The following is a 22,521-nucleotide window of genomic DNA, read 5'->3' as shown; positions in this document are numbered from 1 at the left end:
CGTATGCTCAAATTTCTCCACAAGAGCTTCACAGTTGGAGCACACTGATTCCGCGACCGCTCGCGCGGTCGTGTCCCAGCCACACCGAGGGGGGAAGCGGCGGCCGTTCCACCGCGCCGGAGTTGGGGTGGGCCTCACGACGGGACGCGAGGTGCACACCGGCCGGTGGAACGGCCGCCGGACACTGTCAGCGCCGGTGCCGGCCACCCGGCTCCGCGTCCCCCTCGGCCGCCTCCGGTGCCTCCGGCGCCTCGGCCGTCCCGGTCGCCGCGGCCGCCCTGCGCCGCCGCCGTACGGCCCACGTGCCCGCCGCCGCCAGCAGCAGCGCGGTACCGGCCGCGCCCTCCACCAGCCGCCCGGTGGACGGGCCGCGGGAGCCCGCGCCCGCCGCTCCGGCCGCCGCCGGGGCCCCCTTGCCGGCCGCGGGTGACGGATTCGCCTTCCCCCCGCCCTCGCTGAGCGGTTCCACCAGTACGCCCACCGGCTGGGCCGAACGCCCGGGTCCGAAGCCCCAGTCGAGCAGCGCGGCGGTCTGCTCGTAGACGGCGTTGCTGCCGTCGGCCGGGTGCATCACGGTGACCAGCAGGGTCCGCCCGCCGCGGGTGGCGGCGCCGGTGAAGGTGTTGCCGGCATGGCTGGTGTAGCCGTTCTTGACGCCGATCAGTCCGTCGTACGGCTTCAGGCCCCACGCCCCGGTCAGCAGGCGGTCGGTGTTCTGGATCTGGAAGGTCTTCTTGCCGCCCGCCGGGAAGTCCGCGGTCCGCATGCCGCAGTAGCCGCGGAAGGCGGCGTCCTTCAGTCCGTGGCGGGCGAACAGCGTGAGGTCGTACGCCGAGGAGATCTGGCCCGGGTGGTCGAAGCCGTCGGGGGTGACCACATGGGTGTCCAGGGCCTGGAGGTCCCTGGCCTTGGCCTGCATCTCCGCGACCGTCTTGGCGATGCCGCCGTTCATGTGGGCGAGGACGTGCACGGCGTCGTTGCCGGAGCGCAGGAACACGCCCTGCCACAGCTGCTCGACCGTGTAGGTGATGCCGGGCTTGATGCCGACCAGGCTGGAGCCGAGCGGGACGTCCGCGAGGTCGGAGTCCTTGACGGTGTACCGCTCGGTGCGGTCGAACTTCGTCAGCACGGTGTCCGCGAACAGCATCTTCAGCGTGGACGCGGGCGCCAGGCGCCGGTGCGCGTTGAACGAGGCGAGCACCTCGCCGCTCGCACAGTCGGCGATCAGCCAGGAGCGGGCGGTGAGCTTCTCGGGCAGTCCGGAGGCACCGCGCACCTGGACACCGGTGCGGGCCAGTTGCCCGCCGCCGATGACGGTGGACTCGGCGGCGGCCGGGGTGGTCATGGACACGGGAAGGGCGGCGGCCGTCAGTCCGAGGACGGCACGCCGGCTGAGCCGGGAGCATTCGCGCACCTGGGGACGGTACACCGCGCCCAGCAGCGGAAACCGCCCAGGACCCCCGTGCCGCCGCCGGAATTTGCCACCTTATGAAAATCCGATGAGTCGACCCGCTTTCACCGGCCCGGCACGCTCACCTGCCGAGGATGCGGTCGATCTCGGCCATCTGCCCGGCGGTGAGCGGTCCCTTCTCCAACGCGCCCGCGTTCTGCTCGGCCTGCGCCACCGAGCGGAACCCGGGGATCGGCACCGTGCGCGGGCTGCGGGCCCAGATCCAGGCCAGGGCGCCCTGGGCGAGGGTGCGGCCGCCGCTGGTGAGGACGTCGCGCAGGGCGTCGACGCGGGCCGTCCAGCGCGGATCGGCCCCGGAACCGTCCCCGAACCCCTGCAGCCAGGCCGGCGGCCTGCTGCGGATGTCCCCCGCCTCCAGCGGACCCTGCCGCCGGCCGGCCAGCAGCCCCATGGCGAGGGGACCGCGGTTGACGCTGCCGAGATCGGCCCGCTCGCACAGCTCCAGGAGTTCCGGCGCGTCCTGCAGGACGTTCAGGGTGTGCTGTACGGCCGCGCAGTGCGGGCCCTCGGCGAACACGGCGGCGCGGTCGGGGTCGTCGGTGCTCCAGGCGTAGCCGCGGATGAGCCCCTCCGCGACCAACTCCTCGCAGATGTCCCGGACTTCGGCGGCGCGCCCCGGATCGGCATCGGACAGGTGGAACTGGTACAGGTCCACGTGGTCGGTGCCGAGGCGGCGCAGGGAGGCGGTGAGGGCGCGGCGGACGTATTCCGGGGTGTCGTCCTGCCCGTAGGCGGTGCGGGTCTCCGGGTCGAAGAGGTTGCCCCACTTGGTGGCGAGCACGACGTCGTCACGGCGTGCGCCGAGGGCGCGGCCGAGGATGCTCTCGCTGTGCCCGGCGCCGTAGCAGTCGGCGGTGTCGAAGAAGGTCACGCCGAGGTCGAGGGCGCGGTGGATCGCCCGTACGGATTCCTCGTCGTCCACCTTCCCCCACCCGAGCGGCTGCCCGTCGGCGCCCTGCCACTCCCCGCCGATCGCCCAGCACCCGAAGCCGAGCGCGCTCACGCCGATGCCACTGCGTCCCAAGGTCCTTGTGGTCTCCATGCCTGGGAACGCTAGGAGTTGAAGTGCACGCGAGCACAAGCCTCCCGGTTACCGTGGCCTACGCCTGCCCGGTCTCGAACCGCGAGATCCGCCCGTCGTCGTCGACGGTGAAGCTCCACTTGGTGCGCATCTCGCCCCAGGTGTCGTTGCTGTAGCGGGCGAGGAGGACACGGCCGCCGGCGGACTCGTTGTCGACCTCCATGTGGCCGTGGGAGGAGAAGATCTCCTGGTCGATCCACTCGGCGAGGTCGCGGTCGGAGCCGTCGTCGGACATGGTCGCGCCGGGCGCGAGCAGTGCCATGAAGCCCTCCCGGTCATGGGAGTTGACGGCGGTGACGAAGGCCCGGACGGCCGGATCGCTGAGCTTGGCTGGCTGAATCGTCATGCCGCCAGGCTCACACCACCCTCGTGGCTCCGCCACCCGAACGCCGTCCCCGGCGGGACGGCCGGTGTGAGACCTGCGACGGTGGATACGCGGAACCCACTGGTCCCCCTCCGCACGTCATCGCCTGTCCGCACGTCATCGCATGGGAGTCGCCGTGACCTGTCTCGACCGCCGCGATCTGGGCCTGCTGCTGCTCCGGCTGGGGACCGGCGGGGTGCTGGCCGCGCACGGCGCACAGAAGCTGTTCGGCTGGTTCGGCGGGCACGGCCTGGAGGGCACGGGCCAGTTCATGGAGTCCGTCGGCTACGCGCCCGGGAAGGCGAGCGCGACGGCGGCGGGCCTCGCGGAAGCCGGCGGCGGCACCCTCCTCGCCCTGGGCCTCGCGACCCCGGCGGCGGGCGCGGCGGCCGCCGGCGCGATGGCCGGGGCGGCGACGGTCCACATGCCCAACGGCTTCTTCGCCCAGGAGGGCGGTTACGAGTACGCGGCGAGCCTGGGCCTCGCGGCGGCCGGCCTCGCCGTCACAGGCCCCGGCCGCCTCTCCCTCGACCACGCCCTCGGTCACGTCTTCGACCGCGGCTGGATGGTCCCGGCGGCCCTCGGGCTCACCGCGGCGGCCACGGCGGTGGTGATCGGCGCCCGGAACCAGCGGCTGCGGGCGAAGCGGGAGGGCGAGCAGGAGGCGCTGTTCGAGGAGTAGGGGGTACGACGCCGGGCGGGTGCGCGGCGTCGAAGCGGGTACGGCGCGGCACCAAGGTCATGGCAAGCTGCCCGGCATGACCGCTCAGGACACCACCGGCACCGGCCCCGCCCTCACTCCCGTCCTCTGGCCGGCGATCGACGACCTCTTCTCCCGCCTGGAGGCCACCCGCAGACACGCCGGCCGGGAAGGCCTCCTGCTGCGCGTCCTGAAACTCTCGGAGGAGGTCGGCGAGGTGGCCGAGGCGATCATCGGCGCCACCGGTCAGAACCCCCGCAAGGGCGTCACGCACACGTGGGAGGACGTCCAAGCCGAACTGTGCGACGTGGTGATCACGGCCCTGATCGCCCTGCGCACGCTGACGCCCGAGGCACGGGAGGTGTTCGAGGGCCACCTCAAGCGGGTGCGCGAGCGGCCGTTGGACCCCGAGGAGTGAGAGGGGCCCGGCTGGAGGAGGGCGCCGGCGGGCACTCCTCGAGGGGCTTGCTGCTCACGGCACCGCTGGGCAACGCGGTGTACGCGTAGCACTGGGCCCAGTCGGACGCGGCGATCTGCACGACGAGGACGGTGCGGGCCGGGCCCCGGACAAGGGAACGGGGATGTCGGTGGCCCAGTGCCGCGTCGATCTCCTGATCGGTGAGGACGCCGTCGGAATCGGCGTCGCCGAGCCGCGCCCTGAGGTGTTCGGCCGAAGCGGCGACCGCGGCCTTCGCGTCGTGGGAACGGGTCTGCCGGGTGTGATGCACTTCGACGAGGAACCAGGCCACCACACCCACGGCGCTCAGTACGCCGGCCAGCACGAGCACGCCGAGACAGCCGGCCGACCGGGCGAGAATCCCGGCCGGCCGGCTGCCGTGTTGCCGTACCACGGGGGTCACGCTGTCATGCTCCCCTGTATCCGATCGCGGTCAGAAGTCGCCGTCGCCGTTGGGACCGAGCACGACCTTGTTGATTCACTCGTCGCTGTCGCAGCCTCCGTGGCCGACGGGCCTCCTGGGCGTCATCCATGTACTTGGCGAGCGTGGCCAGCGCGTCGGCCTCGTCTCCGTCGATGTACCAGAAGCCTGGTGCACTTGACCGTTCGGCTGTGGATCTCGGGTATCCCACCAGAAGGATCTTGGCGTTGGGGGCACGCTGGGTGATGGTCTGCAGGGTGTTGCGCCAATTCGCTGACGTCCAGCTACCGCGTCTACTACAACAGCTACCAGGCAGGCCCTAACCAGACGTTTTCCCCTGGTGTGATCGCCGACCTCGGCCCGATCCTGAAGAACGAGAACGCCTCCGGCGCCATCCTCTGATCTGGGAGCGGCAGACGAGTCGGGCTGTACGCCGGGTTCTGTTCCCCGGTGCCCTCGCGGGCGCCGGGGCGACGGCCATCCATCTAGGGCCGGCGTTGCCGCCGGCCTCGTGCGGTCTACCCGGGAACTCGGGCGGGCAGCCCTCGAACGTCCCCGCAGAGCCACCGTTACAGCGGCTCCTTTTGACCTTGCTCCGGGTGGGGTTTACCTAGCTGCCCAGGTCACCCTGGGCACTGGTGGTCTCTTACACCACCGTTTCACCCTTACCGAGGGCCGAGGCCCCCGGCGGTCTGCTTTCTGTGGCACTGTCCCGCGGGTCACCCCGGGTGGCCGTTAGCCACCACCCTGCCCTGTGGAGCCCGGACGTTCCTCGGGAAGCCCCCTAGGGGGACTCCACGCGGCCGTCCGCCCGGCTCGTCTGCCGTGTCGACCATGGTACCGGGCGCCGGGAGCGGCGCGGGCCGGCGGCGGCCGTGGCCAGGACCGAGCCCGCCAGGATCAGGGCGAAGGCCGCCAGGACCGTGGGCGTCAGCCGCTCGGAGAGGAAGAGGGCGCCCGCCGCCACCGCCACCGCCGGGTTGACGTACGTGATCACCGTCGCCCGCGTCGGGCCCGCCTCCTTGATCAGCTCCAGGAACGCCACGAACGCCACCGCGGTGCACAGCACGCCCAGGCCGGCGAGCGCCGCGAGGGCGGAGGACGACGGGACGGAGGACGGCCAGGTCACCATGGCCGGCACGGCGTAGACCACCGCCGCCAGGGTCAGGCAGGCCGACGTCAGGTGCAGGGAGGGGACGTCCTTCATGCGGCGCGCGGCTATCACGGGGGCCGTCGCGTACCCCACCACCGTCACCAGCACCTCGGCCAGCGAGCGGGCGTCGCCGCCGGTGAGATGGGGCAGGGTCAGGACCGTCACGCCGGACAGGCCGAGTACCAGGCCCGTCAGGCGGCGCGCTCCGAGGCGTTCCGTGTCGCCCAGCAGCCGGGCCACGGTCAGGCCCACGATCGGCACCCCCGCGATCAGCAGGCCCGACGTCGAGCTGGACAGATGCCGTTCGGCGTCCGTGAGGGTGAACCAGGGGACCATGATCTCCAGGCACGCGAAGGCCAGCATGGGCCGCCAGTGGGCGCGCACGGTCCGGGGCAGGCCGCCCTGGCGCAGGGCGAACGGGAGCAGCAGCACCGCGCCGAGCGTGCAGCGCGTGAACACGACCACCGGCGGGGACACCTGGTCCACCGCCACCTTGATCATCAGATAGGGGACGCCCCAGACCACTCCCATCAGGGAGAACAGAAACCAGCCGCGTGCAGTCATACGGTGAGTTTCGGCCGCCCGGTCACGGAATGTCTTGAACGCTGTTGCGGTACGGCGCCGACGTGACGCTCGTCCGGTACGCCGCCGGCGTCACCCCCAGCACGCGGCGGAACCAGCGCGTCAGGTGCGCCTGGTCGGCGAAGCCGACGAGAGCCGCGACCTCCGCCGGGCGCAGTCCGGCCTCCAGCAGGGTCCGGGCCCTGTGCACCCGGTACTGGGCCAGCCAGGCGTACGGCGGTATGCCCATCGTCGTACGGAAGGCGCGCAGGAGCTGGTAGCGGGACAGGCCCAGCTCGGCGGCGAGGCCGGCCAGCGGGGGCGGCGCCGTGAGCTCGTCGGCGAGGCGGTCGCGGACCGTCCGGGCGATGGCGCCCGCGCCGGGGATCTCGTCGGGCGCGGACCTGGCCGTGGAGTGGCGGCGGGCCAGGGCCGTCAGCAGCCAGGGCAGGACGGACTCCGCCTCCAGCGGGTCGGGGCAGGCGCTCAGCCGGGTGTGGGCGCGGCGCAGCGCGGCGGCCAGTTCCGGGTCGTCGAGGAGGGGCTCGCGGAAGTGCGGGAGGCCGCCGAGGGTGCCGTCGGCCAGGAGGGACGGCTCGGCGTACAGGGCGCGGTAGGCGTAGCCGTCGGTGGCGTTGCCGGGGCCGCCGGTGTGCATCTCGCCGGGGTCCAGGACGACGATGGTGCCGGGGCCGGTGCGGATGCGGCCGCCCCGGTAGTCGATCACCTCGGTGCCGCCCACGCAGACGCCGATCGTGTACTCGTCGTGGGCGTGCGGGGCGTAGGTGTGCCGGCGGAAGTCGGCCGTCAGCAGGTCCAGCGGGGGTCCGCCGCGGCCCAGCCGGGCACGCGTCCACCGCGCCTGTTCGGCCATCGCTCCTCACCCCTCCCGCGTGCGGCCCGGACCGGCCGGCCCGCGACCAGCACCCCGCCCTCCCGCCAAGGGTGCAACGCCTTCGGCGCCGCATCCATGCCCGGCCACGCGGCGTTCACGGGAAGCAGTCGGACACCGGGCGGATCTCCGCGTGAGGGCGCGCCGGCGGTACGCCGTACGCTGTCGCGGAGGTCTACGTGAGGAGTATGTGGTGCTGGTCCTGCTGCCGCCCTCGGAAGGCAAGGCGAACGGAGGCGAGGGCGCCCCGCTGGAGCTTCGGTCGCTGTCCCTGCCGGGGCTGACCGCCGCGCGGGAGGCCGTGCTGACCGAGCTGGTGGAGCTGTGCAGCGGCGACGAGGAGAAGGCGCGCGAGGTGCTCGGGCTGAGCGAGGGCCTGCGCGGCGAGGTCGCGAGGAACGCGGGCCTGCCCACGGCCGCCGCGCGCCCCGCCGGGGAGATCTACACCGGTGTCCTCTACGACGCCCTGGGCCTGGCCACGCTGGACGCGGCGGCCCGGGAGCGCGCGGCGGAGTCGCTGCTGGTGTTCTCCGGGCTGTGGGGCGCGGTGCGGGTGACCGACCGCATCCCCTCCTACCGCTGCTCGATGGGCGTGAAGCTGCCGGGGCTCGGCGCGCTGGCCGGGCACTGGCGGACGCCGATGGCCGAGGTGCTGCCCGAGGCGGCCGGCGACGGCCTGGTGCTGGATCTGCGCTCCTCGGCGTACGCGGCGGCCTGGAGGCCCAAGGGCGAGGTCGCGGGCCGCACGGCGTCCGTACGGGTGCTGCACGCGCCGACCCGGAAGGTGGTCAGCCACTTCAACAAGGCGACCAAGGGCCGGATCGTACGCAGCCTGCTGTCGGCCGGTGCCGCGCCGGAGAACCCCGCCGAACTGGTGGAGGTGCTGCGGGAGCTGGGATACGCCGTGGAGGCGGAGGCGCCGGGCCGGGCCGGCCGGCCGTGGTCGCTGGACGTGCTGGTGGACGAGATCCACTGAGCCGAGACCGCCCATTGCAGTATGCGCAACGCTCATTGCGGCTTGTGCACCGCGTCGGCACGATGAGGACATGACCTCACCGCTGCCCTCCGTCCCGGCCGCCTCCGTGCTGGATCTCGCGCCCGTCGTGCCCGTGGTGGTCGTCTCCGACGCCGCCGACGCCGTGCCGCTGGCGCGGGCGCTGGTGGCGGGCGGGCTGCCCGCGATCGAGGTGACGCTCAGGACGCCGGCGGCGCTGGACGCGATCCGCGCGATCGCCGCCGAGGTGCCGGATGCCGTGGTCGGCGCGGGCACGGTGATCACGCCCGAGCAGGCGGGCGCGAGTACGGCGGCCGGGGCGCGGTTCCTTGTCAGCCCCGGGTGGACGGACGCGCTGCTGGCGGCGATGGGCGGTGCCGGGGTGCCGTTCCTGCCCGGGGTCTCGACCGCGTCGGAGGTCGTGGCGCTGCTGGAGCGCGGGGTGCGCGACATGAAGTTCTTCCCGGCGCAGGCGGCGGGCGGTACGGCGTTTCTGCGGTCGCTGGCCGGGCCGTTGCCGCAGGCGCGGTTCTGCCCCACGGGCGGGATCGGTCCGGCCGACGCGCCCGAGTATCTCTCGCTGCCCAACGTCGGCTGTGTGGGCGGCAGTTGGATGGTCCCGGCGGACGCGGTGGCCGCCGGGGACTGGGCACGCGTCGAGGAGCTGGCGCGGAGCGCGGCGCGGCTCGGCGAGGTCAGGGCGCCGGGGCCGGGGACCTGGGCGGGTTCGGCGTCGTAGGCGGTGCAGGGTCGCGGGCGGGCCGGGGTGGCGGGCGCCTTCAGGGTCCCGGGCGGGTTCAGGGCCGTAGGTGGGAGGTGTCGTTGAAGAGGCGGACGCTGGCGTTGCCGTCGGCGTAGTACGCCACCACCGACAGGGAGGCGGCCGACAGTTCCATCCGGAACAGGGACTCGGGCGGGGCGCCGAGGGCCTGGCGGACGAACATCTTGATCGGGGTGACGTGCGTGACGAGGAGGACCGTGCGGCCCGCGTACGCCGCGACCAGCTTGTCGCGGGCGGCGGCGATCCGGACGGCCGTCTCGGCGAAGCTCTCGCCGCCGCCGGTGGGACGGGCCTCCGGGTCGGCGAGCCAGGCGTTCAGGTCGTCGGGGTAGCGCTCGCGGACCTCGCCGAAGGTGAGGCCCTCCCAGGCGCCGAAGTCCGTCTCCCGCAGCCCCTCTTCGATCGTCACGTCCAGGCCCAGGCGCGCGGCGACGATGGCGGCGGTCTCCCGGGTGCGGGTGAGGGGGGAGGCGACGACGGCCTGGACGGTGCCGCGCTTGGCGAGGGCCTCCGCGGCTCGGTGGGCCTGTTCGCGGCCGGCGGCGGAGAGGGCGGGGTCGGTGCCGCCGCTGCCGGAGAAACGCTTCTGGGGGGTGAGGGGGGTCTCGCCGTGCCGGAGCAGCACGAAGGTGGCGGGGGCGCCGAGGTCGGGCGCGCTGCTCCAGCCCGGGGTGTCGACGGGGCGGTCACCGGGGGCGGTGGCGCTCGCCCCGCCGGTGACGCCGGCAAGGCCGCCCGCGGCCACCCCGGACGCACCCCCTGAGGCGTCGGGAGCCGACGTGCCCCCTGAGGCGTCCAGAGCCGCCGTGCTCCCCGAAGCCGACCACTGCTCCCCTCTCGCCCCCGCGTCCATCGCCTCGTTGGCCAGGCGGTCGGCGTGTCTGTTCCGCTCGCGGGGGATCCACTCGTAGGTGACCCGGTCGGGGGGGAAGACCGCCCGGGCCTGGGTGGCCAGGGGCTTCATCGCGGGGTGTTTGATCTTCCAGCGGCCCGACATCTGCTCGATGACGAGCTTGGAGTCCATACGGACGTGGACGCGGGCCGTCGGGTCGAGGGCGTGGGCGGCGCGCAGGCCGGCCAGGAGGCCGCGGTACTCGGCGACGTTGTTGGTGGTGACGCCGATGTACTCGGCGGCCTCGGTCAGCGGCTCCCCCGTGGCCGCGTCCCGCACCACCGTGCCGTAGCCCGCGGGCCCCGGGTTGCCCCGCGACCCGCCGTCCGCCTCGACGATGAACTCCCGCACCCGACACGCCCCTTGTCTACGACGTCTACAGACCCGACTCGGCCGTGCGCACCAGGATGCGGCGGCAGTTCTCGCAGCGCACCACGGCGTCCGGCGCCGCCGAGCGGATCTCGTTCAGCTCGGTGATCGCCAGTTCCTGGCGGCAGCCCTGGCAGGTGCGGGCGTACAGCTTCGCGGCGCCGATGCCGCCCTGCTGCTCGCGCAGCTTGTCGTAGAGCTTCAGCAGGTCGGCCGGGACGGAGGCGGCGACCACCTCGCGCTCCTTGGTCACCGAGGCGACCTCGCCGTCGATCTGCTCGCAGGCCGCGTCCCGGCGCGCGACGGCGTCGTCGATCTTCGACTGGACGGACGCGACCCGCTCGGTCAGCTCGTTCACCCGCTCCTGGGCGGCCTCGCGGCGCTCCATGACCTCCAGGACCACGTCCTCCAGGTCGCCCTGCCGCTTGGCGAGGGAGGCGATCTCGTGCTGCAGGCTGGCCAGGTCCTTGGGCGAGGTGACCGCGCCGGAGTCCAGGCGCTGCTGGTCGCGGGCGGCGCGCCGGCGCACCTGGTCGACGTCCTGCTCGGCCTTGGTCTGCTCGCGGGCGGTGTCGCTCTCCTCGGTCTGCGCGGCGACGAGCAGGTCGCGCAGCTGGGTGAGGTCCTTGGTCAGCGCGTCGATCTCGGCGTGCTCGGGCAGCGACCTGCGCTTGTGCGCGAGCTGCTGCAGGCGGACGTCCAGGTCCTGGACGTCCAGGAGGCGGATCTGGTCGGCGGGCGCGGCGTTCAGTTGGGGGCTCCCGGGTTCAGCTAGAGGTGGTGGACGCCGCGTGGGCGGTCCAGGGGTCGGTGACCGTCTTGGAGACGTGGACCCTGAGGTCCCAGCCGTGGCGGTCGGAGATCTCGTCGAGCTGGCTCGCGGCCAGCTCGCACCAGGGCCACTCGGTGGCCCAGTGCGCCGCGTCGAGCAGCGCGAGGGGGCTTGCGGCGACGGCTTCGCTCGCCGGGTGGTGACGCAGGTCGGCGGTGAGGAAGGCGTCGACGCCGGCCGCGCGGACCTGGTCGAAGAGGCCGTCGCCGGAGCCGCCGCTGACGGCGACCGTGCGGATGACGGCCTCGGGGTCGCCGGCCACCCGGATGCCCTGCGCGGTGGCGGGGAGCCGCCGGGCAGCGCATTCGGCCAGCTCGCGGACGGTCAGCGGGTGGTCCAGTTCGCAGACGCGGCCGAGGCCCCGGCGGCCCTCCGGGTCGGTGGGGTCGGGCACCAGGGGCCGTACGACCCGCAGGTCGAGCGCGCCGGCCAGGGCGTCCGAGACGCCCGGGTCGGCCGTGTCGGCGTTGGTGTGGGCGACGTGCAGGGCGATGTCGTTCTTGATCAGCGTGTGCACGACACGGCCCTTGAAGTGGCTCGCCGCGACCGTGGTGGTCCCCCGCAGATAGAGCGGGTGGTGGGTCACCAGCAGGTCGGCGCCGAGTTTCACCGCCTCCTCGACGATCTCCTGCACGGGGTCGACGGCGAACAGGACCCGGGTGACCTCCTGGCCGGGGTCGCCGACGACGGTGCCGACCGCGTCCCAGGACTCGGCCCGCTCGGCGGGCCACAGGGTCTCCAGCGCGGCGATGACTTCAGACAGACGGGGCACGAGGGCAAGGCTACCTGGCTGGCCTGCGCGGCCGTACCGCATACGGGGGCTCTGCCCCGGTCAGCACAAAGGTCCCGTTTTCCTCAGCTGAATCGCTTCTGCACCACCCGTATGTGTGAAGCCGGACCCGCCCGTCCCACGCCTGTGCGTGCGAAAACTAGCTTCGTCGCCGGAGGTGACCGAACGATGACGGCCTGTGCGATCGAACCCCCGTCCACGGACGGGACCGACGGGGTGCCGGTGACGGTTTTCGCCCTCACGGCCGACGGCGCCTACGCGGCCCGGCTCGCCTCGGCCGGCGACTGCTGGTTCCCGGAGCGCTGGACCCTGGACGGCCCGGAGCCGTACGCGGTGCCGCTGCCCGGCGACCAGCCCGAGGAGCCCGGCACCGAGGTGCAGCCGCTGTCCGACGGCCGGGTGCTGATCCACCGGCTGGTCGAGCACCGGCACGCCTTCTCGCTGCTGTACCCGACCGGGCCCGGCACCGGCGAGCTGCCGCTGGGCGCGGTGGAGTGCCCCGAGCCCGGCACCCGGCTGACGCTGCTGCCGCCCGCGCCGGGAGGCACCCGGGCGTACGCCCTCGCGGTGGGGCCGCGCTCGAGCGCGGTCTGGCTGGTGACGGGCGGAGCGTCCGGGCCGGAGCGGCTGGCGGAGGTGCCGGGACGCTGCTCGGGCGGGGTGTGGCTGGACCGCGCCGGGCGGATGCTGGCGCTGGACCGGGAGCTGGGCGGGCCGGTGAAGACCGTCGTGGTGGACCTGGAGCGCGCCGAGGTGTCGCCGCTGCTGCAGATCGCGGCCGGCAGCGACGACCGGCTGCTGCTCGCCGACCCCGACAGCGGGCTGCTGCTCATCTCCTCCGACGCGCCCTCGCCCGGGCAGGAACGATTGGGCTGGGGCGTGCTCGGCAGCACGCTGCCGGTGCGCTTCCCCGAGAGTCTCAGGGTGCCGGACTGCGCGGTGACGCCGTTCGCGATCCAGCCCGGGCAGGTGCTGATGCCGGAGAACTGCGCGGTGGCGCTGCGCCTCGACGGCCCGTACGGCAGCTGGGTGGGCGTCTGGCGGCCCGCCGGGCGGCGGGTGGTCCATCTGCCGGCGCCGCTGGGGTGGCTGGCCGGGGCCGGGCTGTGGACGCCGGAGGGGGTGCTGCGGCTGCCGTACACCACACAGCACACTCCGTGCGGGGTGGCGGAGTTGACGGCGCCGAAGGCGGAGGCGGCCGCGCGGCGCGCCAGGCCCGCGGGGCCGGAGGACGCGGATCCGGAGGGTGCGGTCCAGGACCCCGCGGGTACGGCCGGCGGGGCGCCCGGGGTGTCGCCGCAGCCGGCGGGACCGGGGCCTGCGGAACCCGTGCGAGCGGAACCCGCGGAGCAGGTCACGGCACGTCCGGTGCCGTTGCAGCAAGCGCCTCTGGGACGTCTTGTAACGAACTAGTGCCGGTTGGCGTGTGCGCCTGGATTCGGCCCGTGGTGTGCCGGTTACACTCGCCCGGCTGTACGAAAGATCATGTTGACGGGGTGAATTACTTCCGATGAGCGACACCAGCACGACTCAGCAGCTGTCTGCCGACTCTCAGGAGGCGGTCGGCCACGGCCGGCACCGGGGCCCGGTAGCGGCCCAGGAGAGCGAGTCGGCTCCGCACGGCAAGCACCGCAAGCCGGCCGAGCAGACCACGGAGGCCGCTGCCTGACGGCAGTGACGGAGCAGGGGGCGCCCACGCGGACGCCCCCTCTTCCTTTTCGGGCGCGCGGTGCCCGTCTCAGCCGTACTCGACGACCGTGTCCGCGAGGACCGGCGCGTCACCCCGCTCCACGGCGCTCACCACCACCTGGACGCTCCCCGCGCGCCGCCACATGCGGACGCGCAGCGTCTCCCCCGGGTACACGACCCCCGCGAAGCGGGCGGTGTACGACCGCACCCGGGTCACCTCGCCGCCGAGCAGCGTGTCCACGACCGCCTTGAGGGTGATGCCGTAGGTGCACAGCCCGTGCAGGATCGGCCGGTCGAAGCCGGCGAGCCGGGCGAACTCGGGGTCGGCGTGCAGCGGGTTCCGGTCGCCCGAGAGGCGGTACAGGAGGGCCTGGTCCGGGCGGACGGGGCGTTCGACGGTCCGGTCGGGTCCGCCGGCGGGCGGGTCGAGCCGGGTGGAGGGGCCGCGGTCGCCGCCCCAGCCGCCCTCCCCGCGCACGAAGATCCGGGCGTCGGCGGTCCACAGCGGGCCGGCGGCGTCGGCGACGTCGGTGCGCAGGACCAGGACGGCGGCCTTGCCCTTGTCGTGGACGGCGACGAGCCGGTGGGTCGCGGTCGCGGCGCCCTCGGCCGGGATCGGACGGTGGATCCGCAGACTCTGCCCGCCGTGCAGGACCTTGGCGAGCTCGACGTCCACGCCGGGCACGGACAGCCCGCCGATCACGCCGGGCGCGCCGGAGCCGGCGACGGTGGCGAAACTCGGCAGGACGTGCAGCCGGGACTCCAGCGTGTAACGCAGCTCGTCGGGGTCGGTGGCCGGGTCGTCCTTGTCGGGGTCGGCTCCCGCGCCGATGCCGAGGTGGTAGAGCTGGACGTCCTTGGCGGTCCAGGAGATCTCGCCGGTCCGGGGTTCGGCCGCGAGGGCGCGGCGTGCGTCGATGGGCATGGGGCTCCTGACACTGGCTGCGGGCCGGACTGGAACGCGTTCCAGTCCGGCGTCCTCTGTATAGCCGAGCGCTTCACGCCTGGGAAGCTGCTGACGCCACGTCAGATGAGGGCAGTGACATTTGTCCTGCCCGAGTCCGTACACGTGCCTCTGCCCGAAGCGGGGCCGCGCTCCCTAACGTCGCAGACATGACACAGACGGAGAACACCGCCGTGTCCTTCACGGGGGCGGTCAGGACGTACGGCGCGGTGCGCGCCGTCGACGGGGTGGACCTGGACATCGGGCGCGGGGAGACCGTGGCCCTGCTCGGCCGCAACGGCGCGGGCAAGTCGACCACGATCGGGCTGCTGCTCGGGCTGTACGAGCCCGACGCCGGCACGGTGGAGCTGTTCGGGGCCGCGCCGGAGCACTCGGTGCGGGCGGGCCGGGTGGGCGCGATGCTCCAGGACGCACGGCCGGTGCCGCGGGTCACCGTGGCCGAACTGGTGGGCTTCGTCGCCTCCCGGTATCCCGCGCCGATGCCCGTCGCGCGGGCGCTGGACCTGGCCGGGATCGCGGACCTCGCCGGACGGCGGGTGGACCGGCTGTCCGGTGGACAGGTCCAGCGGGTGCGGTTCGCCGTCGCGCTGTGCGGGGATCCGGCGCTGCTGGTGCTGGACGAGCCGACGGCCGCGCTGGACGTGGAGGCCAGGCACGCCTTCTGGGCGTCGATGCGCGCCTACGCCGAGCGCGGCCACACCGTCCTGTTCTCCACGCACTACCTGGAGGAGGCGGACGCCTACGCCGACCGGATCGTGGTCATCGACCGGGGCCGGATCGTCGCCGACGGAACCGGGGAGGAGCTGCGCCGCGCGGCCGGGGGCAGCCTGGTGTGCGTGGACCTGGCGGGCCGGCAGCCGGAGGCCCTGGGCCTGCTGCCCGGGGTCCGCTCGGTGGAGGTGCTCGGCGACCGGGCCCGCCTGCGCACCGACGACTCGGACGCGACGGTGATCGCCCTGGCCGGGCTGGGCGCGATCAGGAACCTGGAGGTGTCTCCGGCGTCCCTGGACGACGCCTTCCTGGCCATCACGGCCGGGGACGACGCCGCCCAGGGCAGCGGCTCCCCTGCCCGGCCGGCGACGGAACGCCCCCTTCCCCCGCACACCCCGGAGACCGTGTGATGCTCGCCTACGTCCGCCTGGAGACCCTGCGCACCCTGCGCGACACCGGCTTCGTCGTCGGCGGCGTGGCGATGCCGGTCATGATGTACCTGCTGTTCACCAACCTCGGGCAGAACGACGGCGGTTGGAAGACGGCCTCGATGATCGGCATGGCCGCCTACGGCGCCGTGGGCTCGGCGCTGAACACCGGAGGCGCCGTCACCGAGGACCGCGCGACGGGCTGGCTGCGGCAGCTCCGCGTGACCCCGATGAGCCCCCGCGAGGTGGTGGCCGGCCGGGCCCTGACCGGCGTGGTGACCGTGCTGCCGTCGATCGTCGCGGTGCTGGCGGCGGGCGGACTGGTCAACGGCGTACGGCTGGCGGCGGGCCACTGGGCGGCGATCGCGCTGCTGCTGTGGCTCGGCTCGGTCCCGTTCACGCTGCTGGGACTCGGCAACGGCTACCGGCTGACCGGGCCCGCCACCGGCGTGGTCAACATGGTGTGCAATCTGGGGCTCGCGGTGCTCGGCGGGCTGTGGTTCCCGGTCAGCCTCTTCCCGGGCTGGCTGCGGGCCGTGTCGGCGTACACCCCCACCCACCGGTTCGCCCAGCTGGGCACCGCCGTATCGGAGGGGCACGCGCCGGGCGCCGGTGCCATCATCGTGCTGACGGCCTGGCTGCTGCTGTTCGGTTCGTACGCCGTGCTGTCGTACCGCCGTCGGGCGGGGACCATCTGACCGGGGGAAACACGGACATGACGTGGGTGTCGGGAGTTCGGTGCCAGCTGCGGGCCCTGCGGGCCGAGCGGCGCCAGTGGCAGGCCGAGCACGAGCGATTCAGGGCCGCACAGCGGGCCGCCCGCAAGGAGGGCAGGGACCCGGACGCCGAGCACCCGGGCCCGCCGCCCACCGGCTTCACGCTGCTGCCCTGGCTGCTGATGGGGATGGGAGCCTTCTCCAACCTCCTCCAGGGCAGGACCACGAGCCCGTGGATCGGCGGCGTGGGCCTGGTGACCTTCAACACCCTGTACATCTACGTCACCTTCCGCTCCTTCCGGCGGGAGACCCGCGAGGCGGCCTCCACCCGGGTGGCGCTGCTGCTCATGGCCCTGGTGACCACGGGTCTGGCGCTCGGCTACGGCGGTGACTGGCTGATGTTCTTCCCGCTGCTCGGCCTCGCCGTGGGCGCCGCCCTGCGCGGGCCGTGGCTGGGCCGCGCCGGACTGCTGCTGACCGTCTACGCGGCCAGTGTCTCCGCGGTCCGGGGCGACTGGGGGGACGCGACGAACATCGGCTACGCGACCTTCCTCTCCAGCATGGTGACCGCCGCCATCCTCGGCCTGTCCGAGGCCGTACGGGAACTGCGCGCCGCCCGCGAGGAGCTGGCCCGGCGCGCGGTGGAGAAGGAGCGGCTGCGCTTCTCCCGGGACCTGCACGACCTGCTGGGGCACACGCTGTCGGTGATCGTGGTGAAGTCGGAGGCGGCCCGGCGGCTGGCGGCGCGCGATCTGGACGCGGCGCTGGGGCAGATCGCGGACATCGAGTCGGTGGGCCGGCAGGCGCTCACCGAGATCCGCGAGGCGGTGACCGGCTACCGGGAGGGCAGCCTCGCCACCGAGCTGTCCCGGGCCCGCTCGGCGCTGTCGGCGGCGAGCATCGAGCCGGTGGTACGGCAGTCCGGGGTGCCGCTGGAGCCGCAGACGGAGGCGCTGCTGGGCTGGGTCGTGCGCGAGGCGGTGACCAACGTGGTGCGGCACAGCGACGCGAGCCGCTGTGAGATCACCGTGGACAGCGGTGCCGAGCGGGCCGTGCTCACCGTCTCGGACAACGGCGGCGGCCGGCCGGTGCGCCGGTCCGAGGCGGGGATCGGCGGGACCGGCCTGAAGGGGCTGACCGAGCGCCTCGCGGCGGCGGGCGGCTCGCTGAGGGCCGGCCCGGCGCCGCGGGGCGGTTTCACGGTGACCGCCGAACTTCCGGTGGCCTCCGCCGAGTTCGCGGACGCGGTGGCTACGGCGCCCAGGGCCCGCTGACGGCCCAGCTGACGTCGTCGGTCCACGACGTGCTGCTGTCGAAGCCGTTGGAGCCGCCGTCGCTCGCTATGTACAGGCCGTAGTCGTGGTGGCGCAGGTATCTGGCCGGGTAGTTGTACGAGGCGAACGAGGTGCCGGTGCCGCTCTTGCCGGCCTGCGGGCAGAAGGTGGCGTCGGCCCGGAACTGCGCGGTGCCGTCCATGGGTTGCCGGTACAGCTTGTAGTTGTAGTGGCGCAGGTAGTCGCCGGGGTAGTTGCGCGACTCGAAGGACACGCACGAACTGCTCGCCAGGCCACGGCGGACGATCCAGGTGGCGTCGTTCTTGTCCAGGCTGGAACTGCCCGAGGTGATCGAGGAGATGACGCCGGCGTCGTTCTGGTGGCGGACGTAGTCGGCGGTGCAGCAGGGGGTCGTGGCGCGCAGGGAGATCTCCGAGCCGGGGCTGAGGGTGCCGGTGCTGCCGGTGGCGCCGCCGTAGCCGACGGAGACGATGTTCGCCTGGACGGCGTTGTCGGCGGCGTCGGTCGGGATGCCGGAGGTCATGACGCCCTCGAAGAACGAGCCGATGGAGCCGTTGCTGTTGTCGCCGCCGGTGCCGAGGACGATCGCGCCTTCCTGGTGCATGGGCGAGTATCCACTCCTGGTCGGCTCACCGCCGGAATAGGTGGTGGTCAGCCCGCCGGACTGCGCGTTTCCCCATTTCAGCGCGAAATGGTTCTGGCCGTTGTTCTTCAGCAGCGCGGTCACGAACGGAAGGGGTCCGGTACCGGTGTCGGAGGTGTTCCTGCTGTATCCGGCGTCGGACTGGAACAGCCCGTTCTCCAGGTCGGCCTGCACCCAGGGGCCCTGTCCGTAGCAGGGCGAGAACCAGCACTCGGTGCCGAAGTTGATGGCGTCCATGTGGCCGTTGCCGGTGTCCATGTTGTTGGTCTCGGCGTTGCCGTAGTCGAAGCAGCAGGCGCCGTTGACGTGGGTGCCGGAGGTCACCATGTACATCCCCTCGGCGGCGCCGTTGGTGGCGACGCCGGAGGTGGAGTCGTCCCGGTAGCCCATGCCGGCGCTGATCTCCAGGCCGTAGACCTGGTGGCCGCCGACGGTCACCGGCAGCGCGTCGGCGGGCGCCCCGACGTCCGCCTTCCCGGCGCCGCCCGCGCCCTCGACGGTGAGGTCGTTGTGGCGGGAGGACTGGTCGTAGATCTTGGTGATGACGCAGGTCGTGCCCGAGCAGAAGGAGTCCTGGGCGGCGGCGTTCGCGTATCCGCCGGCGGCCGAGAGCCCGATGTCCCTCGTGGCGCCGTCCGAGGCGCGCTGCACCTGGTAGAGCGGGCCGTCGTACGAGGAGTACAGCGCCCTGACCATGCTGTGCGCGGCGACGCAGGGGGTGCCGGCGGCGCCGTAGACGTCGCAGGGCAGCGAGCCGGCGGCGACGGCCCCGGGCGCGCCGGCGCCGAGGAGCAGGGCGGCGAGGGTCGCGCAGACGGCGAGCACGGACAGGGCGGCGCCGCGCAGGCGCCGGGGACGGGAGCGGGGGGTTCTCAGGAGCACGGGTGCACCTCGACGTGGTCTGGCCGTGTCGTTCGGTATCTCGGACGCTGTTCGATCGAAATACCGAACTATTCGGCAGCGGAATTACGGAGGGGTTTCCTGAAATGCACGGGCGATTGTTTGGGCGCCGTCCAGGGCCGTCAACCCCTGCCGCACCGGAAAAGGGAGAGTCTTTAATCGGCCCGCGCCGTCAGCAACGGCTGGAAGAAACCCGTCTGTTCGGGCATCAGCCAGGCGACGCGAGTGAATCCCGCGCCTTCCGCGAACCGGGCGAGCCGGTCGCGGCCGAGCGCCCAGTAGGCGGCCCGCCGGACCCGGACCCGCCACTCCCCCGCGTCGTCCTGGCCGCCCTGGGCCGGTACCAGCTGGATGTGCTCCAGGTCGTAGTGCTCGCCGTCCTCGTGCCAGTGCCACAGCTGGAAGGTGACCGTCCGCCCGGAGCCGTCCGCGCTCTCGTGCACCTGCGGCGGTGTCGAGGCCGGGCGCTCGCGCAGCAGCTCGTCGTACGCCCGGGTGCTGAGCAGCAGCCGTCCGCCGGGCCGCAGCACCCTGCGCATCTCGGCCAGCGCGGCGCGCACGTCCGGCTCGGTGAGGAGGTGGGGCAGCGCGTTGTCGGCGCAGACGACGGCGTCGAACCGGCCGCCGGGGAACGGCAGTCGCCGCATGTCCGCGCCGGCCGTCGGCAGGTTCAGCCCCCACCGGGCGGCCTCCCGGCCCGCACGGGCGGCGGCCCGCACGCTGAGGTCGGTCCCGACGACCCGGTGGCCCCGCGACGCCAGCCCGATGGCCTGCGTCCCGATCCCGCAGGCGCAGTCCAGCACCACCGCCCGCTCCCGGCCCACCAGGGCGTCCAGCGCCACGCCCTGCCGGCGCACGCTCGCCGCCCAGTCCGGGTAGATCAGGTGGTAGTCGTCGGCCAGATCGTCGTAGAAACGGGCGGTCGAAGACGGGGACATACGGGGAGGTTAGCGGGGCACGCGGAGGCGGTGGCGGGGATTTTTCCCCGGGGCCGCATCGGGCGCCGCGAGGCCACGCGCCGGAGCCTTGCACAGCGCCCCCGGAGCCGCCGGGGCACGCTCCCGCAAGCTGTCAGAGCCGCGCGTCTCCCGCCGTAACCTGAAGCCATGAACGAGATGCCCCGGGAGCACCGGACCGCGAAGTCCATTCGGGTGCTGCTCGCCGAGGACCAGGGCATGATGCGGGGCGCGCTCGCACTGCTGCTCGGCATGGAGGAGGACATCGAGGTGGTGTCCCAACTGGGCTCGGGCGACGGCATCGTGGACGCGGTGCTCACTCACCGCCCGGACGTGGCCCTGCTGGACATCGAGCTCCCCGGCATCAGCGGTCTCGACGCGGCGGCCGAGCTGCGCGAGCAGGCGCCCGACTGCCGGGTGCTGATCCTCACCACCTTCGGCCGGCCCGGCTATCTGCGCCGGGCCATGGAGGCCGGCGCGGCCGGGTTCCTCGTCAAGGACGGCCCCGTGGAGGAGCTGGCCGCGGCGATCCGGCGCGTGCTCACCGGGGAGACCGTCGTCGATCCCGCGCTGGCCGCCGCCGCGCTGAGCGCCGGGCCGAATCCGCTGACGGCGCGTGAGTGCGAGGTGCTGAATGCGTCGGTGGACGGGGCGACGGTCGCCGACATCGCCGGCAGGCTGCATCTGTCGGAGTCCACCGTCCGCAACTACCTGTCCGCGGCGATCGGCAAGACGGGCACCCGCAACCGGGCGGAGGCGGTGCGGGAGGCCCGGCAGCAGGGCTGGCTGTGAGCCGCCGCCGAGCCGCCCGGGTCAGCCGCGCGGCCCGGTGACCCTGCGCGGCAGCCACACCAGCATCAGCACCGCCCCGCCCAGCAGCACCGCCGTACTGACCCGGAACGCCAGCGCATAGCCGTCGGTCAGCGCTTCCGGCCCGTGCCCGGCGCCCGTGCCGGCCGCGGCTACGGTCGACATCACGGCGAGCCCCAGCGAACCGCCCATCGTCCGCGAGGTGTTGACCAGCCCCGACACCACGCCCGCCTCGCCCGGCGCCGCCCCCGACGTGGCGAGGGAGGCGAGCGGGGTCGCCGCCAGGCCCGCGCCGAGCATCATCAGGACGCCCGGGACCATGATCGCGGTGACGTACTCCTCGTGCGCGCTCATCGTCGACTGCCAGCCGAAGCCGGCGGCGGCCACCAGCGTGCCCAGCACCGCCACGTTCCGCGGGCCCGCTAGCCGCATCAGGCGCGGCGCCAGCTTGGAGCCGACGACCACGGCCAGCGAGCTGGGGACGAGCGCGACACCGGCTTCCAGCGGCGAGTAGCCGAGGACGTTCTGGGCGTAGAGCGTCATGAAATACCACATGCAGAACATGGCCGAGCCGGAGAGGAACATCGCCGCGTTGGCCGAGGCGACCGGGCGCAGCCGGAGCAGGCCGAGCGGCATCAGCGGGGCCGCCGTGCGGGCCTCGGCCAGCAGGAACAGGGCGATCAGCAGCAGCCCGGCGAGCAGCGGCGTCAGCGTGGCCGGGGCCGTCCAGCCCTCCGCCTCGGTCTGCGAGATGCCGTAGGCCAGGGTGGCGAGGCCCGCCGTGACGAGCAGGGCGCCCGGCAGGTCGAGGCGCCGCCCGTCGCCGGCGCGGCTCTCGGTGAGCCAGAGCACCGAGCCGGCCAGCACCAGCGCGCCCACCGGCACGTTGATCAGCAGCACCCAGCGCCAGGAGAGCACGTCCACGAGCACCCCGCCGACCAGCCCGCCCGCGGCTCCGCCGCCGGCGCCGACCGCGGTCCAGGTGGCGATCGCGCGGGCCCGTGCCGCGCCCTCCGGCACGGCGGAGGTCAGCAGGGTCAGCGTGGAGGGCGCGAGCACCGCCGCCCCGAGGCCCTGCACGGCCCGTGCCAGGAGCAGCTGCGGGCCCTCCTGGGCGAGGCCGCCGCCCAGCGAGGCCAGCGTGAACAGGCCGAGGCCGACCAGGAACATCCGCTTGCGGCCGTAGAGGTCGCCGGCCCGGCCGCCGAGCAGCATGAACCCGGCGAAGGCGATGGCGTAGGCGTTCACGACCCACTGCAGGCCGGTCGCGGTCAGGCCGAGCCCGGACCGCATGGACGGCAGGGCGACGTTCACCACCGACACGTCGAGCACGACCAGGAACTGTCCGGCGCAGGCGAGTGCCACCACCAGCCAGGTGGGCGGTGCCGTGCGGCGGGATATACGGGGTGCGGTGTCGGCGGCTTCCAGCATGGGCGTCATGGTCTCAAGCCGGTTGCGGTCCTTGCATCGGCTTTTCGGACCACGAGCGCCCTCAGCCCTGCGGCCTAGGTCCCACACCCTCTCCAGCTGCTGACGGCGCGTCAGAAACCCATGAGGAGGTCAAGAATTCATTAGCAGCCCGAAGCAACGGAATAGTTGCCTGTGCATACGAGGTTTACCCGGCACTTATGTACACGGGAGGCCTCACTCA

At 73.5% G+C, this 22,521-nt stretch carries 22 protein-coding genes, 1 other RNA gene and 1 pseudogene; 10 read left to right on the top strand and 14 right to left on the bottom strand.

Translation table 11 applies throughout. From position 1 onward, the window contains the following. Nucleotides 1-187 precede the first annotated feature (187 nt). From OG956_RS26090 to OG956_RS26080, 3 genes are all read right to left on the bottom strand, one after another. Nucleotides 188-1,414 carry a D-alanyl-D-alanine carboxypeptidase family protein gene (locus tag OG956_RS26090; RefSeq protein WP_330340424.1) on the bottom strand — a complete coding sequence of 409 codons (1,227 nt, stop codon included), beginning with the start codon at nucleotides 1,412-1,414 and terminating at the stop codon, nucleotides 188-190. A gap of 118 nt (nucleotides 1,415-1,532) precedes the next feature. Next, complete coding sequence (locus OG956_RS26085; RefSeq protein WP_330340423.1) at nucleotides 1,533-2,513, bottom strand: aldo/keto reductase; 981 nt, start codon at nucleotides 2,511-2,513, stop codon at nucleotides 1,533-1,535. 58 nt (nucleotides 2,514-2,571) lie between these two features. Further along, on the bottom strand, nucleotides 2,572-2,898 hold the full coding sequence (locus OG956_RS26080) for a nuclear transport factor 2 family protein (protein WP_330340422.1): 327 nt from the start codon (nucleotides 2,896-2,898) through the stop codon (nucleotides 2,572-2,574). A 154-nt stretch (nucleotides 2,899-3,052) separates the two neighbouring features. Here OG956_RS26080 and OG956_RS26075 point away from each other — a divergent pair, with 154 nt between their 5' ends. Further along, nucleotides 3,053-3,598, top strand: a complete 546-nt coding sequence (locus OG956_RS26075; RefSeq protein WP_330340421.1) for a DoxX family membrane protein — start codon at nucleotides 3,053-3,055, stop codon at nucleotides 3,596-3,598. Between the two features lie 76 nt (nucleotides 3,599-3,674). After that, the gene (locus OG956_RS26070; protein ID WP_330340420.1) at nucleotides 3,675-4,034 is read left to right on the top strand and encodes a MazG-like family protein; all 360 of its coding nucleotides are present in this window, start codon (nucleotides 3,675-3,677) and stop codon (nucleotides 4,032-4,034) included. Here the strand turns inward: OG956_RS26070 and OG956_RS26065 are convergent. The 4 genes and pseudogenes from OG956_RS26065 to OG956_RS26045 form a co-directional block, all read right to left on the bottom strand. Then, a complete protein-coding gene (locus tag OG956_RS26065; RefSeq protein ID WP_330340419.1) occupies nucleotides 3,994-4,476 on the bottom strand; it encodes a hypothetical protein in 483 nt (160 codons plus the stop codon). The genes OG956_RS26070 and OG956_RS26065 overlap by 41 nt on opposite strands. A gap of 431 nt (nucleotides 4,477-4,907) precedes the next feature. After that, an RNA gene (rnpB, locus tag OG956_RS26060) (RNase P RNA component class A) lies at nucleotides 4,908-5,313 on the bottom strand. A gap of 118 nt (nucleotides 5,314-5,431) precedes the next feature. Further along, nucleotides 5,432-6,148, bottom strand: a pseudogene (locus OG956_RS40260) (DMT family transporter); the annotation flags it as partial. An 85-nt stretch (nucleotides 6,149-6,233) separates the two neighbouring features. After that, nucleotides 6,234-7,082, bottom strand: a complete 849-nt coding sequence (locus tag OG956_RS26045) for an AraC family transcriptional regulator (RefSeq protein WP_330340416.1) — start codon at nucleotides 7,080-7,082, stop codon at nucleotides 6,234-6,236. Between the two features lie 211 nt (nucleotides 7,083-7,293). On the opposite strand from OG956_RS26045, the gene yaaA reads away from it, so the two are divergent. Further along, nucleotides 7,294-8,076 carry a peroxide stress protein YaaA gene (gene yaaA / locus OG956_RS26040; protein ID WP_330340415.1) on the top strand — a complete coding sequence of 261 codons (783 nt, stop codon included), beginning with the start codon at nucleotides 7,294-7,296 and terminating at the stop codon, nucleotides 8,074-8,076. Between the two features lie 70 nt (nucleotides 8,077-8,146). Further along, nucleotides 8,147-8,833 (top strand): bifunctional 4-hydroxy-2-oxoglutarate aldolase/2-dehydro-3-deoxy-phosphogluconate aldolase, encoded by a 687-nt coding sequence (gene eda / locus OG956_RS26035; RefSeq protein ID WP_330340414.1) that lies wholly within the window; start codon nucleotides 8,147-8,149, stop codon nucleotides 8,831-8,833. A gap of 58 nt (nucleotides 8,834-8,891) precedes the next feature. Here the strand turns inward: eda and OG956_RS26030 are convergent, their stop codons facing one another. Genes OG956_RS26030 through OG956_RS26020 form a run of 3 tightly spaced genes read right to left on the bottom strand, consistent with a single transcriptional unit; the run spans nucleotide 8,892 to nucleotide 11,740 of the window. Continuing rightward, nucleotides 8,892-10,118 carry a bifunctional RNase H/acid phosphatase gene (locus OG956_RS26030; protein WP_330340413.1) on the bottom strand — a complete coding sequence of 409 codons (1,227 nt, stop codon included), beginning with the start codon at nucleotides 10,116-10,118 and terminating at the stop codon, nucleotides 8,892-8,894. Nucleotides 10,119-10,143: 25 nt separating this feature from the next. Next, complete coding sequence (locus tag OG956_RS26025; protein ID WP_330342950.1) at nucleotides 10,144-10,854, bottom strand: zinc ribbon domain-containing protein; 711 nt, start codon at nucleotides 10,852-10,854, stop codon at nucleotides 10,144-10,146. 49 nt (nucleotides 10,855-10,903) lie between these two features. Next, on the bottom strand, nucleotides 10,904-11,740 hold the full coding sequence (locus tag OG956_RS26020; protein ID WP_330340412.1) for a Nif3-like dinuclear metal center hexameric protein: 837 nt from the start codon (nucleotides 11,738-11,740) through the stop codon (nucleotides 10,904-10,906). Between the two features lie 186 nt (nucleotides 11,741-11,926). Between OG956_RS26020 and OG956_RS26015 the strand changes: the two genes are divergently transcribed. Continuing rightward, a complete protein-coding gene (locus OG956_RS26015; RefSeq protein WP_330340411.1) occupies nucleotides 11,927-13,171 on the top strand; it encodes a hypothetical protein in 1,245 nt (414 codons plus the stop codon). A gap of 97 nt (nucleotides 13,172-13,268) precedes the next feature. Next, complete coding sequence (locus tag OG956_RS26010; protein ID WP_330340410.1) at nucleotides 13,269-13,427, top strand: hypothetical protein; 159 nt, start codon at nucleotides 13,269-13,271, stop codon at nucleotides 13,425-13,427. Between the two features lie 69 nt (nucleotides 13,428-13,496). Here OG956_RS26010 and OG956_RS26005 read toward each other — a convergent pair whose 3' ends face one another. Beyond that, entirely contained in the window at nucleotides 13,497-14,372 is an 876-nt protein-coding gene (locus tag OG956_RS26005; protein WP_330340409.1) for a MaoC/PaaZ C-terminal domain-containing protein, read from the bottom strand. A 188-nt stretch (nucleotides 14,373-14,560) separates the two neighbouring features. Here OG956_RS26005 and OG956_RS26000 point away from each other — a divergent pair, with 188 nt between their 5' ends. The 3 genes from OG956_RS26000 to OG956_RS25990 are packed head-to-tail and all read left to right on the top strand — an operon-like array spanning nucleotide 14,561 to nucleotide 17,540. Next, a complete protein-coding gene (locus OG956_RS26000) occupies nucleotides 14,561-15,532 on the top strand; it encodes an ABC transporter ATP-binding protein (protein WP_330340408.1) in 972 nt (323 codons plus the stop codon). Beyond that, on the top strand, nucleotides 15,532-16,248 hold the full coding sequence (locus OG956_RS25995) for an ABC transporter permease (RefSeq protein WP_330340407.1): 717 nt from the start codon (nucleotides 15,532-15,534) through the stop codon (nucleotides 16,246-16,248). Before OG956_RS26000 ends, OG956_RS25995 begins: the two co-directional genes overlap by 1 nt. A gap of 17 nt (nucleotides 16,249-16,265) precedes the next feature. Then, the gene (locus tag OG956_RS25990; protein ID WP_330340406.1) at nucleotides 16,266-17,540 is read left to right on the top strand and encodes a sensor histidine kinase; all 1,275 of its coding nucleotides are present in this window, start codon (nucleotides 16,266-16,268) and stop codon (nucleotides 17,538-17,540) included. Here OG956_RS25990 and OG956_RS25985 read toward each other — a convergent pair. Together OG956_RS25985 and OG956_RS25980 are read right to left on the bottom strand one after the other, a co-directional pair. Further along, nucleotides 17,518-19,086 carry an alpha-L-arabinofuranosidase B gene (locus OG956_RS25985; protein ID WP_330340405.1) on the bottom strand — a complete coding sequence of 523 codons (1,569 nt, stop codon included), beginning with the start codon at nucleotides 19,084-19,086 and terminating at the stop codon, nucleotides 17,518-17,520. The two genes, OG956_RS25990 and OG956_RS25985, sit on opposite strands and share 23 nt — an antisense overlap. 173 nt (nucleotides 19,087-19,259) lie before the next feature. Then, the gene (locus OG956_RS25980; RefSeq protein ID WP_330340404.1) at nucleotides 19,260-20,042 is read right to left on the bottom strand and encodes a class I SAM-dependent methyltransferase; all 783 of its coding nucleotides are present in this window, start codon (nucleotides 20,040-20,042) and stop codon (nucleotides 19,260-19,262) included. A 168-nt stretch (nucleotides 20,043-20,210) separates the two neighbouring features. Here OG956_RS25980 and OG956_RS25975 point away from each other — a divergent pair, with 168 nt between their 5' ends. Continuing rightward, complete coding sequence (locus OG956_RS25975) at nucleotides 20,211-20,852, top strand: response regulator transcription factor (RefSeq protein ID WP_330340403.1); 642 nt, start codon at nucleotides 20,211-20,213, stop codon at nucleotides 20,850-20,852. A 21-nt stretch (nucleotides 20,853-20,873) separates the two neighbouring features. On the opposite strand, the gene OG956_RS25970 is transcribed toward OG956_RS25975, so the two are convergent. Continuing rightward, on the bottom strand, nucleotides 20,874-22,310 hold the full coding sequence (locus OG956_RS25970) for an MFS transporter (RefSeq protein WP_330340402.1): 1,437 nt from the start codon (nucleotides 22,308-22,310) through the stop codon (nucleotides 20,874-20,876). Nucleotides 22,311-22,521: the final 211 nt, after the last annotated feature.

This window comes from Streptomyces sp. NBC_00557 (assembly GCF_036345995.1).
Lineage (GTDB): Bacteria > Actinomycetota > Actinomycetes > Streptomycetales > Streptomycetaceae > Streptomyces.
This window is presented reverse-complemented; position numbering and strand designations above follow the sequence as displayed.